14 protein-coding genes are annotated in these 13571 nt (G+C 69.6%); 8 read left to right on the top strand and 6 right to left on the bottom strand.

The genetic code is table 11. The annotated features are described in order from the left end of the window. Window positions 1–112 precede the first annotated feature (112 nt). From ABZ490_RS38035 to pstB, 5 genes are all read left to right on the top strand, one after another. Window positions 113–550: an NUDIX hydrolase gene (locus ABZ490_RS38035; RefSeq protein ID WP_359001135.1), complete on the top strand. Its 438-nt coding sequence runs from the start codon at window positions 113–115 to the stop codon at window positions 548–550. 224 nt (window positions 551–774) lie between these two features. Then, window positions 775–1908 carry a phosphate ABC transporter substrate-binding protein PstS gene (pstS, locus tag ABZ490_RS38030; RefSeq protein ID WP_359001132.1) on the top strand — a complete coding sequence of 378 codons (1134 nt, stop codon included), beginning with the start codon at window positions 775–777 and terminating at the stop codon, window positions 1906–1908. A gap of 137 nt (window positions 1909–2045) precedes the next feature. Next, the gene (pstC, locus tag ABZ490_RS38025) at window positions 2046–3077 is read left to right on the top strand and encodes a phosphate ABC transporter permease subunit PstC (RefSeq protein ID WP_359001129.1); all 1032 of its coding nucleotides are present in this window, start codon (window positions 2046–2048) and stop codon (window positions 3075–3077) included. Beyond that, window positions 3074–4138, top strand: a complete 1065-nt coding sequence (gene pstA, locus ABZ490_RS38020) for a phosphate ABC transporter permease PstA (protein ID WP_359001126.1) — start codon at window positions 3074–3076, stop codon at window positions 4136–4138. The genes pstC and pstA overlap by 4 nt, the downstream gene beginning before the upstream one ends. Window positions 4139–4184: 46 nt before the next feature. Then, complete coding sequence (gene pstB / locus ABZ490_RS38015) at window positions 4185–4961, top strand: phosphate ABC transporter ATP-binding protein PstB (RefSeq protein WP_359001123.1); 777 nt, start codon at window positions 4185–4187, stop codon at window positions 4959–4961. 1241 nt (window positions 4962–6202) lie between these two features. Here the strand turns inward: pstB and ABZ490_RS38010 are convergent. Then, on the bottom strand, window positions 6203–7201 hold the full coding sequence (locus tag ABZ490_RS38010) for an inorganic phosphate transporter (RefSeq protein WP_359001119.1): 999 nt from the start codon (window positions 7199–7201) through the stop codon (window positions 6203–6205). A gap of 7 nt (window positions 7202–7208) precedes the next feature. Continuing rightward, window positions 7209–7829, bottom strand: a complete 621-nt coding sequence (locus tag ABZ490_RS38005) for a DUF47 family protein (RefSeq protein ID WP_055638981.1) — start codon at window positions 7827–7829, stop codon at window positions 7209–7211. Between the two features lie 204 nt (window positions 7830–8033). On the opposite strand from ABZ490_RS38005, the gene ABZ490_RS38000 reads away from it, so the two are divergent. Beyond that, complete coding sequence (locus ABZ490_RS38000; protein WP_359001116.1) at window positions 8034–8378, top strand: metal-sensitive transcriptional regulator; 345 nt, start codon at window positions 8034–8036, stop codon at window positions 8376–8378. Here the strand turns inward: ABZ490_RS38000 and ABZ490_RS37995 are convergent. Continuing rightward, window positions 8364–8555 carry a hypothetical protein gene (locus ABZ490_RS37995; protein WP_359001113.1) on the bottom strand — a complete coding sequence of 64 codons (192 nt, stop codon included), beginning with the start codon at window positions 8553–8555 and terminating at the stop codon, window positions 8364–8366. The genes ABZ490_RS38000 and ABZ490_RS37995 overlap by 15 nt on opposite strands. 97 nt (window positions 8556–8652) lie before the next feature. Then, the gene (locus ABZ490_RS37990; RefSeq protein ID WP_359001109.1) at window positions 8653–9540 is read right to left on the bottom strand and encodes a hypothetical protein; all 888 of its coding nucleotides are present in this window, start codon (window positions 9538–9540) and stop codon (window positions 8653–8655) included. A 176-nt stretch (window positions 9541–9716) separates the two neighbouring features. On the opposite strand from ABZ490_RS37990, the gene ABZ490_RS37985 reads away from it, so the two are divergent. Together ABZ490_RS37985 and ABZ490_RS37980 are read left to right on the top strand one after the other, a co-directional pair. Beyond that, on the top strand, window positions 9717–9887 hold the full coding sequence (locus ABZ490_RS37985; protein ID WP_340377897.1) for a hypothetical protein: 171 nt from the start codon (window positions 9717–9719) through the stop codon (window positions 9885–9887). 115 nt (window positions 9888–10002) lie between these two features. Next, window positions 10003–11562 carry an FAD-binding oxidoreductase gene (locus tag ABZ490_RS37980; RefSeq protein ID WP_359001105.1) on the top strand — a complete coding sequence of 520 codons (1560 nt, stop codon included), beginning with the start codon at window positions 10003–10005 and terminating at the stop codon, window positions 11560–11562. A gap of 15 nt (window positions 11563–11577) precedes the next feature. Here ABZ490_RS37980 and ABZ490_RS37975 read toward each other — a convergent pair whose 3' ends face one another. Together ABZ490_RS37975 and ABZ490_RS37970 are read right to left on the bottom strand one after the other, a co-directional pair. Next, window positions 11578–12288, bottom strand: coding sequence for a phosphatase PAP2 family protein (locus ABZ490_RS37975; protein ID WP_359001103.1), 711 nt, complete (start codon window positions 12286–12288; stop codon window positions 11578–11580). A 168-nt stretch (window positions 12289–12456) separates the two neighbouring features. Next, a complete protein-coding gene (locus ABZ490_RS37970; RefSeq protein ID WP_359001100.1) occupies window positions 12457–13464 on the bottom strand; it encodes an NlpC/P60 family protein in 1008 nt (335 codons plus the stop codon). Window positions 13465–13571 lie beyond the last annotated feature (107 nt).

Here is a 13571-nt window from a genome sequence, read left to right as displayed (position 1 = left end):
CTGCCGTAAGCCGCAGGACAACACCACGTCGACACCAGGACAGGCGGCCGGGAAGACATCAGGACAGGATGTCGGATGTCGGAAGTCGGAAGAGCCAGGCGGTGAGGACGAAGTGAGTTCCCCGAACCGGACCCCCTTGCAGACCACCCCCGTACAGGCCGCGGGCTGTGTCCTGTGGCGGCACTCACCGAGTGGCGGTGAACTGGAGGTGTGCCTCGTCCACCGACCGAAGTACGACGACTGGTCACACCCGAAGGGCAAGCTCAAGCGGGGGGAGGACCCGTTGACCGGTGCCCTGCGCGAGGTCGCGGAGGAGACCGGGTACCGGGCGGCGCCCGGCGCGGTGCTGCCGTCCGTGAGCTACTACGCGAACGGCCGGCCCAAGCAGGTCCGCTACTGGGCGGCTCAGGCCGTCTCCGGCGCTTTCAGCCCGAACGACGAGGTAGACCGCCTCCTGTGGCTGTCCCCGTCGGCGGCCCGCAGCCGCCTCACCCAGCCCCGGGACCGCGATCTCGTGGACGCCCTCCTGAACACCATGCGCCTCGCCTGACCCGGGACCCCCCTGTGTCCTCAACGTAAGCGTTCCGTGACCTAACCGGGCCTTCCCCATGGGTTCACCCGCCGTTCACTCGTGCCCGTAGGCGCCTTCACCTGATCTGCCTAATTTCGGCCTTACCCGGTGCGGTGCGCGGTCGGACGACCTCGCCCATGCCACCCATGGCTTTCGCACGCCGCCGAATTCAGGACGGCGGCTACTGGAAGGATCTCCCTCAAGTGAAGCTTCAGCGCATGAACCGGCGGGCCCTCACCCTCGGTGCTCTCGCGGTCTCCGGCGCCCTGGCCCTCACGGCGTGCGGCTCCGACGACACGGGCTCGAGCGGCAACAGCAGCAGCAGCTCCTCCGCGACCGCCGCCGCCGGCTCGATCAAGTGTGACGACGCCAAGGGCCAGCTCCTGGCCGACGGCTCCTCCGCGCAGAAGAACGCGATCGACGCCTGGGTGAAGAACTTCACGCAGGCCTGCTCGGGTGTCCAGGTCAACTACAAGGGCTCCGGCTCGGGCGCGGGCGTCACCGCCTTCACCCAGGGCCAGGTCGCCTTCGCCGGTTCGGACTCGGCGCTGAAGCCCGAAGAGGTCACCGCCTCCAAGTCGGTCTGCTCCGGCGGCCAGGGCATCGACCTCCCGATGGTCGCGGGCCCGATCGCCGTCGCGTACAACGTCTCCGGCGTGGACGACCTGGTGCTCGACGCCTCGACGATCGCCAAGATCTTCGACGGCAAGATCACCAACTGGAACGACGCCGCGATCAAGAAGCTGAACCCGAGCGCCAAGCTTCCCGACCTGAAGATCCAGCCGTACCACCGCTCCGACGAGTCGGGTACGACGGACAACTTCACCAAGTACCTGATCGCCGCCGCCCCGAGCGACTGGAAGTACTCCGGTGGCAAGGCCTGGCAGGCCAAGGGCGGTCAGTCCGCCGCCGGTTCCTCCGGTGTCGCCCAGGGCGTGAAGCAGACCAACGGCGCGATCGGCTACATGGAGCTGTCGTACGCCAAGGACGGCCTGGGTGTCGTCTCCATCAACACCGGCGCCTCCGCCCCGGTCAAGGCCTCCTCCGAGGGCGCGACCAAGGCCGTCGCCGCCGCTCAGGTCGTCGGCACCGGCAGCGACCTGTCGCTGAAGCTCGACTACACCACCAAGGCCGACGGCGCCTACCCGATCACCCTGGTGACGTACGAGATCGTCTGCGACAAGGGCAACAAGGCCGCCACGCTGCCCGCCACGAAGGCGTTCCTGACCTACCTGGCCTCCACCGAGGGCCAGGGCATCCTCTCGGGCATCGACTACGCGCCGATCCCCGACGCGATCATCTCCAAGGTCCGTACCACGATCGACGGCCTGAGCTGATCTGAAGGTGCGGTCCGGCACCGGGGAGACCCGGACCGGACCGCACCCGTCCGGTGCACCGCCGCCAGGGGCCGCCCGAGGGCCGGCCCCGTCCGAGCCGCCCACTCCCGCAGCGGCTCCGCAGACCGGAGACCCCGATGGACATATCAACGCAGAAGACAGGCGCCGACGGCGCACCCCCGCCCCACGACAACGTTCCCCCCACGACCTCCGCCAACGGCCCCCAGAAGCGCGCGGCCCGCGGCGCCACCCGACCCGGCGACCGGATCTTCCTCGGTCTCTCCCGCGGGTCGGGCATCCTGCTGCTGGTGATCATGGCGGCGATCGCGGTCTTCCTGACCTACCGCGCCTACCTCGCCATCAGCAAGGACGACGCCAACTTCCTCACCACCTTCGAGTGGAACACCGGTCTCGTTCCGCCGAAGTTCGGCATCGCGGTCCTCGCCTTCGGCACCGTCGTGTCGTCGATCATCGCGATGGCGATCGCGGTCCCGATCGCCGTGGCGATCGCCCTGTTCATCACGCACTACGCCCCGCGCCGCCTGAGCGGCCCCATCGCGTACGTGGTGGACCTGCTCGCCGCCGTCCCCTCCATCGTCTACGGCCTCTGGGGCGCCCTCGTCCTCGTGCCGCACATGGCCGGGCTGTTCGGCTGGCTCAACGACTACTTCGGCTGGACCGGGATCTTCTCCTGGGACGAGGGCGCGCCGCGCTCCATGCTGACGGTCGGCATCCTCCTGGCGATCATGATCCTGCCGATCATCACCAACGTCAGCCGCGAGGTCTTCCGCCAGGTCCCGCAGACGCACGAGGAGGCGGCCCTGGCGCTCGGCGCCACCCGCTGGGAGGTCATCCGCATGGCGGTGATCCCCTTCGGCCGCTCCGGTGTCATCTCGGCCTCCATGCTCGGCCTCGGCCGCGCGCTCGGCGAGACGATGGCCGTCGCCACGGTCCTCTCCCCCGACTTCGACATCCACGCCAGCCTGCTGAACCCCGGCGGCGGCACCTTCGCCCAGAACATCGCCAGCAAGTTCAACGAGGCGACGGAGTACGGCCGTGACGCGCTGATCGCCTCCGGTCTCGTCCTCTTCGTCATCACCCTGCTGGTCAACGGCGCGGCTCGCATGATCATCGCCCGCCGCAAGGAGTACTCGGGGGCCAACGCATGAGCCACGCAACCGCAGTCGCCGACAAGCGTCCCAGCACGCTGCGCGGCGCGAGCCTGCCCAGCTGGTCCCCGTACGCGATCGCCGGCGGTTCGATCGTCGTCGCCGTCGGGATCGGCCTGGCCGCCGGCCTGGACAGCAAGGTCCAGTGGGGCCTGATCGCCGGACTCCTGTTCGTCGCCGGCACCTACGGCATCGCCGCCAAGGTCGAGGGCCGCCGCCAGGCGAAGGACCGCATCGCGACCGCCCTGGTCTGGGTGGCGTTCTTCCTGGCCGTGGTCCCCCTGGTCTCCCTCCTCTGGACCACCGTCGTCCGCGGTGTGAAGGTCCTGGACATCTACTTCCTGACCCACTCCATGGGAGTCGTCGCCGACTCCGAGCCGGGCGGCGGCATCTACCACGCCATCATCGGCACCCTGGAGCAGGTCGGCCTCGCCACCCTGATCGGCGCCCCGATCGGCATCCTCACGGCGATCTACCTCGTCGAGTACGGCCGCGGCGGCCTGGCGAAGGCAGTGACCTTCTTCGTCGACGTCATGACGGGCATCCCGTCCATCGTCGCGGGCCTGTTCATCCTCAGCCTCATGCTGATGTTCGACATGCAGCCCTTCGGCTTCGCGGGCTCCCTCGCGCTGGCGATCCTGATGATGCCGGTGGTCGTGCGCTCGACCGAGGAGATGCTCAAGCTCGTCCCGAACGAACTGCGTGAGGCAAGCCTGGCGCTCGGCGTGCCGAAGTGGCGCACCATTCTGAAGGTGGTCGTCCCGACCTCGATCGGCGGCATCATCACCGGCGTCATGCTGGCGATCGCCCGTATCGCGGGTGAGACGGCCCCCGTCCTGCTCCTCGTCTTCGGCAACCCGTTCATCAACAACAACCCCTTCGAGGGCGCGCAGGCGTCTCTGCCGCTGTACATCTACCAGCAGTACTCGCAGAGCGCCGGTTCCACGGCGGCGTACGACCGTGCCTGGGCGGCCTCGCTCACGCTGATCGCCTTCGTGATGATCCTCAACATGGTGGCCCGGGCGATCGCCCGCTGGAAGGCCCCCAAGACCGGTCGCTGACGCGGCCCCTCAGCTCGGCGACCGAGACGGAAGTGAAGTAGTAACCATGTCCAAGCGAATCGATGTAAGCGGGCTCACCGCCTACTACGGCACCCACAAGGCGATCGAGGACATCTCGATGACGGTCGAGCCGCGCACGGTGACGGCCTTCATCGGCCCGTCCGGCTGCGGCAAGTCGACGTTCCTGCGCACGCTGAACCGTATGCACGAGGTGACGTCGGGCGGCCGGGTCGAGGGCAAGGTCCTGCTGGACGACGAGGACCTGTACGGCGCGGGCGTCGACCCCGTGGCCGTCCGCCGTGAGATCGGCATGGTCTTCCAGCGCCCGAACCCGTTCCCCACCATGTCCATCTTCGACAACGTGGCCGCGGGCCTGCGCCTCAACGGCAGCTACAAGAAGTCGCAGCTCTCGGACATCGTCGAGAAGTCCCTCAAGGGCGCGAACCTCTGGAACGAGGTGAAGGACCGCCTCAACAAGCCGGGTTCCGGCCTCTCCGGCGGTCAGCAGCAGCGGCTGTGCATCGCCCGCGCCATCGCGGTCGAACCGAAGGTCCTCCTCATGGACGAGCCCTGCTCGGCCCTGGACCCCATCTCCACCCTCGCCATCGAGGACCTGATCGGCGAACTGAAGGAACGCTTCACGATCGTCATCGTGACGCACAACATGCAGCAGGCGGCGCGTGTCTCCGACCGCACGGCCTTCTTCAACCTCGCCGCCGTCGGCCAGCCCGGCAAGCTGATCGAGATCGACGACACGGAGCGCATCTTCTCCAACCCGTCCGTCCAGGCCACCGAGGACTACATCTCGGGCCGCTTCGGCTGACCGAGCCCACCGCGGACCCCATCTCGACCGGCCCCGGCCGACCGAGCCCACCGCGGCCCACAATCTCTCGGCCGGCTCCGGCCGACCGAGACCACAGCGGCCCACATCCCGGCCAGCTCCGGCTGACCGACACAGCGGCCCACACCTCGGGCGGCTCCGGCCGATCGAGACCGCCACAAACCCCTCGCGGTGCTGCATGGCGGTGCCACCGCGAGGCCACCTGGGCCCGCCTTCCGACTGCCTCGGGGGGCGGGCCCAGGTGCGTTGTCCCTCCGGGGGTCGGGGGCGGGTTCCCTTTTCGGGGGGAGAGAGCTCGGGTGGGTTTCCCTCCGGGGGTGGGCGGGCTCGGGCGCGTTTCCCTCCGGGGGAGGGCGCAGGTGCGTTTGCCTCCGGGGGAGGGCGGGCTCGGGCGCGTATTCCTCCGGGGGAGGGCTCGGGTGCGTTTCTCTCGGTGGAGGACGGACTCGGGTGCGTTTCCCAGGGGGCAGGCCCAGGTGCGTTTCCCTCCAGGGGAGGGGCGGACTCAGTCGCGTATCCCTCCGGGGGAGGACGGGCTCGGGCGCGTATCCCAGGGGGCAGGCCCAGGTGCATTTCCCTCCAGGGGAGGGGCGGACTCAGTCGCGTATCCCTCCGGCGGAGGACGGGCTCGGGCTCGTATCCCAGGGGGCAGGCCCAGGTGCGTTTCCCTCCGGAGGAGGGCGGGCTCAGTCGCGTATCCCTCCGGGGGAGGACGGGCTCGGGCGCGTATCCCAGGGGGCAGGCCCAGGTGCATTTCCCTCCAGGGGCGGGCGCAGGAGCCTCTCTCCGGGGGGGCAGGCCCAGGTGTGTTCTCCCTGTTTCGGGGGAGCGGGCCCGGGTGTGTTTTCCCTCGGTGGAGGGCGGGGCACGTCGGTGTGCGCACGACGCAGAAGCGAAGCCTCGGATGATGCCCAACCGAGGTGCAGAGAGCACGCCTCACCGAGGCGAAACCAACCGGGAGCAGGGCCGGCCCCTCGGCTTGCGGAAACGATGCGGGGTGCAGCCCGCCGTGGGGACCAAACCCCGCTGGGGCGCAGCCCGGTCAGGGGCCGTCGGCGTCCGCAGAGGCGGGTCCCGCCGATGCACACCCCGGACCCCGGACGACACCCTCCTGGTCCCTGGCCCACGCCCCCGAAAAACACAACGCCCACCCCTCGACGAACCGAGACGGGTGGGCGGGTGGGTCAGGTGGGTGGGTGGCGCGGCGGCACAACCCCGCCCCCCTACAGAAACGCCAGATTCACCACCCAGAACGCCCCCGCAGCGACCAGCGCAGCCGCCGGCATCGTGATGAACCACCCCAGCACGATGTTCTTCGCGACACCCCACCGCACCGCGTTGACCCGCTTGGTGGCCCCCACCCCCATGATCGCCGACGTGATCACATGCGTCGTGGAGATCGGCGCCTTGAACAGGAACGCCGTCGTGAACATGATCGTCGCCCCCGTGGTCTCCGCCGCGAACCCCTGCGGCGGGTCCAACTCGATGATCTTCCGCCCCAGCGTCCGCATGATCCGCCACCCACCGGCGTACGTCCCCAGCGACAGCATCACCGCACAGGCGATCTTCACCCACACCGGAATCGGATCATCGGCCCCCTGCACATCCCCGATGACCAGCGCCATCACCACGATGCCCATCGTCTTCTGCGCGTCCTGCAGACCGTGCCCGAGCGCCATCCCCGCGGCGGACACCGTCTGGGCTATCCGGAACCCCCGCTTGGCCTTGTGCGGATTGGCCCGCCGGAAGATCCACAGGATGAGGCACATCACCAGGTACCCGCCGACCAGCCCCACGACCGGCGAGAGGAACATCGGGATGACGACCTTGTCGAGCACGCCCGACCAGATGACCTTCGTCCCCCCGGCCAGCGCCGCCCCCACCATGCCGCCGAACAGCGCGTGCGAGGAGGACGAGGGAAGCCCGAAGTACCAGGTGACCAGATTCCAGACGATCGCCCCGACCAGCGCGGCGAAGAGGATCCCCATTCCCTTCGAGCCCTCGGGCGTCTCGATCAGCCCGCTGCTGACGGTGTGGGCGACCCCACTCCCCAGAAAGGCCCCGGCGAGATTCATCACCGCGGCCATCGCGAGCGCGGCGCGCGGAGTGAGCGCCCGCGTCGACACCGACGTCGCGATCGCGTTCGCCGAGTCGTGGAAACCGTTCGTATACGTGAAACCGAGCGCGACACAGATGGTCACGACCAGAGCAAAGGTGTCCATGAAAAGCTCAGGACTCCTTGACGGCGATGGTCTCCACCGTGTTCGCCACATGCTCGAACGCGTCGGCGGCTTCCTCCAGCACGTCCACGATCTGCTTGAGCTTCAGCACCTCGATCGCGTCGTACTTGCCGTTGAAGAGATGGGCCAGCAGCTTCCGGTGGATCTGGTCCGCCTGGTTCTCCAGCCGGTTGACCTCGATCCAGTACTCGGTGAGGTTCTCCATCGTCCGCAGGTTGGGCATGGCCTCCGCCGTCAGTTCGGCCGCCCGCGCCAGCACCTCGATCTGCTGCTCGACCCCCTTGGGCAGATCCTCGACGTTGTAGAGGACGACCAGGTCGACGGCCTCCTCCATGAAGTCCATGATGTCGTCGAGGGAGGAGGCGAGGGAGTAGATGTCCTCACGGTCGAACGGCGTGATGAACGAGGAGTTCAGCTGGTGGAAGATGGCGTGCGTCGCGTCGTCACCGGCGTGTTCCGCGGCCCGCATACGCTCTGCGATCTCGGCCCGGCCGGCGGTGTCCGCCCCGAGCAGTTCCATCAGGAGTTTCGAGCCCGTGACGATGTTGTCCGCGGATGCGGCGAACATGTCATAGAAGCTCGTCTCCCTGGGGGTCAGACGAAAGCGCACTTGGGGTCCTCAGGATGCATCGGTTTCGGTCAAGCCGGTGACCAGGGTGATGCTAAGCGCACCATCCGGACATGGCTATCGGGCCGTACCCCAGTGTCACCCATCGGACAGCGTGATCAGCACGGGGGCTTCAAGGGGCCTGTACCCGGCAAAGTTCGTTACGATATACCCGGCAGGGGTATATGTCCGTAACGGGAGGACGCGATGACGACGACACAGGCCACCGAGCCCACCGACCCGGCACCGGCCGAGGACGTGCCGCACGTCACGCACGGCTACCACAAGCAGAAGGACGAGCACCTCAAGCGCCTGCGCCGGATCGAGGGCCAGATCCGCGGCCTCCAGCGCATGGTCGACGAGGACACCTACTGCATCGACATACTCACCCAGGTGTCCGCCTCCACCAAGGCCCTGCAGTCCTTCGCCCTGCAGCTCCTGGAGGAACACCTGCGCCACTGCGTCGCCGACGCGGCCCTCAAGGGCGGCGACGAGGTCGACGCGAAGGTCGAGGAAGCGACCAAGGCGATCGGCCGTCTACTGCGGACCTGACGCGGCCCCGCCGCCGTCCGGCTCCTCCCGCACCCGCAGCACCTCGTCGATGCTCTCCAGGCTGAGCCGTTCCTCCCCGGCCGCCGAAGCCGCGATGATCAGCTCCCCACACAGCTCTATCTCGGCGAGGGCCACGTGGTCCTGAACTGCCGTACCGCCGACCGGAGCCACGCGCATCACCTCGTCTCTGCCGTCACCGGCTTCCTAGAGTAGGGAGCGGTGTACACGGCGCGCATGGCACGGACGGGCTAGTCCTTGCGCGGGCCCGCCGGCCTCAGTCCTCCGCGATCCGCCCCGCGAAGATGTCCCGAGCCGCCGGCAGCCGTACGTCGGCGGGGGCCCCGAAGTCGTACAGCAGCGTCGTCGAGGCCACCGCCACGGCCTCCGCCTGCCGCCCGTTGACGAAGCTGAACCGGTGCCTGACCTTGCGGATCCGCCCCGCGTCGTCCAGAAACACGTCGAACGGCACCCGCGCCGTGGCGAACCCTTTCGCCGCCGCCGCGAGCGCCCCCTTGCTCCCCGCCGACGCCCCCTCGGCCGCCACCGCCAGATCCGCGGTCCCCCGGTAGTGCCGCACCGCCGTCCCGGCGACCTCGGTCCGCCCCACGTACGTCGCGGTGCGCGCCCCCCGCAGCACCTCCGCCGCGGCGAACGGATCCGTGGCCCCGCCCGTCACCAGGTTCCCGTCGGACAGCGTCGCCGTCTCCACCCGCACCCATTTGTCGTCCGGCACCCCGGCCCCGCGGTGCTTCATGAACAGCGCGCCCGGCGCGAGCAGTTCGGTGATCGGCCGGTGCTCGCTCGTCCCCGCCGGATCCTGCGGCAGCATCACCTTCAGCCGCCCCCGCTGCCGGCGGTAGTCGTAGACCCCCTCGCCCCGGATGGTGACCCGGGTCCCGCCGGTGGCCATCTCCATGGACGTACGCGCCTTCGAACTGCCCGTCTCCCGCAGCGCGTCCGCGGCCCCGCGCACCAGCCGCACCGCGTCGCCGCCACGCCCGTCCACCCCACCGGCGACCGCACCCCCCGCCCCGTCGGCGCCCCCGCCGACGGCCCCCGCGCCCGAACACCCGGTCGCCCCCACACACCCTCCGGCCACCAGCCCGGCGGCCGCGACCACCGCACCGCCCCATCCGCGCCGCCTGTACCACCGCTCCGCCATCGTCTGCCTACCCCCAGCCGGTACGTCCGTCACGGGTGCCCCTGTCGTCCCGCATAACGACGGTCACGTGCCCCCGTCACGCGCCCCACCCCCCGCGCGACCGCCGAACGGGTCTTTCCGGCCGGCCGGCTCTCCCGCATACGTGCCTTTTACCTTTCCTGGGTAACGTTGTCTGCGTGACGCAGCAGGACGGCTCGGCCCCTCCCCGTACCGACGGGGAACACACCACCACGACCGTCGAGCAGGGCCGGTTCTGCCTGGCCCGGTGCACCTGCGGCTGGCGCGGTCCGGCCCGAAGAGCGAGAAGCCTGGCCCGCTCGGACGCCGAGGGACACGCCCGCGGCTGACGTCACCGTTCCGTCACCGCCGACGACCGCGGGAACCCGCGGTCCCGGGGCCCCGTCTCGCACACTGAAGCCGACAGGCCGCAGGATGCCGACGGGCGGACGGAAGGCACAGAACATGGAACGGCGTACGTTCATCGCAGGCGGAACGGCCGCGGTCGCAGCGGTCACGACGGCGGCGTGCAGCACCACGAAGGGCGGCGGAGCGAGCGCCTCCGCCGGGGAGAGCGCCACCGGCCTCACCTCCCTCACCACCACCGCCGGCGCCGGCCCCGCCAACTGGGCGGCGCTCGCCCGCGACCTGGACGGCACCCTGGTCCGCCCCGGCGACGCCTCCTGGACGACGGCCCGCCAGCTCTACAACACCCGCTTCGACAACCTGAAGCCGGCGGCGGTGGCGTACGTCGCCCACGCCGACGACATCCGCACCGTCCTCTCCTACGCCCGCGCCCACCGCACCAAGGTCGCGATCCGCAACGGCGGCCACTCCTACGGCGGCTGGTCCTCCGGCGACGGACGGCTCATCGTCGACGTCTCGAAGCTGCGGACGGTCCGCGCGAGCGGCAGCTCGGCCGTCGTCGGCGCGGGCGCCAAGCTGATCGACGTCTACCGCGCCCTCGCCGCGAAGGGCGTCACGATCCCGGCAGGCTCCTGCCCGACCGTCGGCGTCTCCGGCCTGGTCCTCGGCGGCGGCCACGGCGTGGTCTCCCGCGCCTACGGCCTGACCTGCGACAGCCTCACCCAGGCCACGATCATCACGGCCGACGGCAAGCAGCTGGTCACCAGCGCCACGCAGAACAAGGACCTCTTCTGGGCCCTGCGCGGAGCGGGCAACGGCAACTTCGGCGTCGTCACGGAACTGCGCTTCAAGACGCACGCCGCCCCGCAGGCCGTGACCGGCTATCTCACCTGGCCCTGGTCGAAGGCGGCCGCGGTGGTGAAGGCCTGGCAGGAGTGGGGCCCGTCCCAGCCGGACGAGATCTGGTCCTCCCTGCACCTGGAGAACTCGGCGGGCGGCACGCCCCGGGTCGCCGTCGCCGCCTTCTGCATCGGCACCTACGGCCAGCTCCAGAACGCGGTCGACCGTCTGGCCGACCGGGTGGGCGCCCCCGCGTCCTCGGTGTCCCTGCGCCGCAAGGGCTACGAGGAGGCCATGGAGGCCTACGCGGGCTGCTCCTCGTTCAGCGCCGACGCCCAGTGCCACCTGCCCGGCTCCACCCCCGGGCGCTCTCCGCAGGGCAAGCTCGGCCGGGAGACGTACACGGCCCGCAGCGACTTCTTCGACCGCTCCCTGTCGTCGGCGGGCGTCCAGACCCTGCTGAAGCAGATCACCTCGGTCCAGGGCGGCGCCGGCAGCATTGCCCTCACCGCCCTCGGCGGCGCGATCAACCGGGTCTCCCCCACGGCCACGGCCTTCGTGCACCGCCGCTCACGCATGCTGGCCCAGTACATCGTGTCCTGGCGGGCTGGTACGACGGGTTCGACGGCCCAGTCCTGGCTGAACACGGCCCACAAGGCGATGGGGCCGTACGCCTCGGGCGCCGCCTACCAGAACTACGCCGACCCGACCCTCACCAACTGGCGCAAGGCCTACTACGGCGACGCGCTGCCGCGGCTGACCCAGCTGAAGAAGCAGTACGACCCGACGGGCTTCTTCACCTACCCGCAGGCCCTCTGATCCCCGTACGGCCTCTCAGGCGGCGAGATCCCGCTCCTCGGCGGCCGCCCCGGAGCGGGCTCCCGGGATGAACGCGTCCCGGGCCCGCTCCCGCGCCGCCCTGCTCCGCACGATCCACCCCACCCGGGGCGAGCGCTCGACGGCCTTCAGCAGCGGGGTGAGGGCCAGTGAGGCGAGCGGCGACAGCAGCAGCGCGACGGCGGTGCCGAGCGCGAACCCGCCCACCACGTCGGTCGGGTAGTGCACGCCCATGTAGACCCGGCAGAACCCTTCGAGCAGCGCGATCGCTATCCCGTAGAGCCCGAACTTCCGGTGGGCGACGAACAGTCCGACGGCCATGGCCATGGTCAGCGTCGCGTGATCACTCACGAACGAGTAGTCGGTCTTCCCGGAGACGAGGACCTCGAGCCCCTGGTGATCGAGGAACGGCCGGGGCCTCTCCACGAATCCCCGTATGGGCACGTTCACCAGCACGGCGACCGCGGCCGCCAGCGGCGCCCACACGAGCGCGGCCACCGAGGCCGAGGCCTCCTCGGCCGACCGCACCGTGCGCCGCCCGTCGGCCCAGCACCACAGGATCAGCAGGACCATGGCGAGGAGCAGCCCGTACTCCCCCACGAACTCGACGATCCGGTCGAACCAGTGGGGGGCGTCCTTGGCGAGACCGTTGATGTCGTAGAGCAGGTCGACGTCGGGGTTCGACCCGGAATCGGCGAGTCCAGCCATGGTGCTGCGGCCCCTTCGTCATGTTCTGCCCAGCGCATCTCTCATGCGCACGCCTCAACAGGAACGCACGGCCCCGGTTGATACGTTCCACTCTCCACTGAATGATCACTCAGACGTTATCGAAGAGAGATGCAAAGCCGCAGCTCAGGGGGATTTTCCCGGACTGTCTCAGACGCTCGTCGGGAGCGCTTTCGCGCCATCTTCGGTGACCCGGGTGGCACCAAAGTACTCAGCCGTGTCGATGGGATCAAACCGGATCACGGCCCCCGTGTAAGGCGCGTCGATCATGTACCCGCCGCCCACGTAGATACCGACGTGGTGGATGGCCCGGGAGTTCCCGAGATCGGTCGAGAAGAACACCAGGTCCCCCGGCAGCAGTTCACTGCGCTTGGGGTGCGGCCCGGCGTTGTACTGGTCGTTGGCGACCCGGGGCAGGGTGATCCCGACACTCTCGTAGGCGGCCTTGGTCAGCCCGGAACAGTCGAACCGTCCGCCCTGGTCAGCCGTCCCGTTGCCACCCCACAGATAGGGTGTGCCGAGCTTCTTCTGAGCGAAGTAGATGGCCCCGGCGGCCTGCTCGGACGGATCGACCCGGGAGACGGGCGCGGCGAACGACTCCTCGAGTGTCGTGATCGTCTTCACGTAGTTCCGGGTCTCGCTGTACGGCGGCACACCGCCGTACTTGATGACCGCGTACGCCCCCGCGTTGTAGGCGGCGAGCATGTTCTTCGTGACGTCCCCGGGGACGTCCTTCACGTACGAGGCGAGCTGGCAGTCGTACGAGGCGGCCGATGGAATCGCGTCATTCGGGTCCCAGACGTCGCGATCGCCGTCCCCGTCACCGTCGATGCCGTGCGTGGCCCACGTTCCCGGGATGAATTGCGCTATCCCCTGCGCGGCGGCGGCGCTTTGCGCGCGCGGGTTGAACCCGCTCTCCTGGTACAACTGCGCGGCGAGCAGCGCGGGATTGATGGCGGAGCAGAGATTGCCCCACTTCTGCACGATCGCGCTGTAGGCGGCCGGCACGGCGCCCTTGGCGAGCGACTTGGTGCTGCCGCCCACGCCGTTCACCATGTTCCCGGCGACGATGTACACGCCGATGACGAGCACCATCATGAAGGCGGCACCGGCACCGACTGCAGCGGTCGCCACGATCCATGCCTTACGCACCGTCAACCGCCCCTCGCCGCCCGGGAGTCCGCCCCGGCCAGTGTAGAGGCGCCCCCGCCCTTCGTGGTGATCATGTACGGGGTGGTTTCTGCGGGTTCTGCGGGCCCCGGGAG

It is taken from the genome of Streptomyces sp. NPDC005811, from assembly GCF_040630405.1.
In the GTDB taxonomy this organism is placed as follows: domain Bacteria; phylum Actinomycetota; class Actinomycetes; order Streptomycetales; family Streptomycetaceae; genus Streptomyces.
This window is presented reverse-complemented; position numbering and strand designations above follow the sequence as displayed.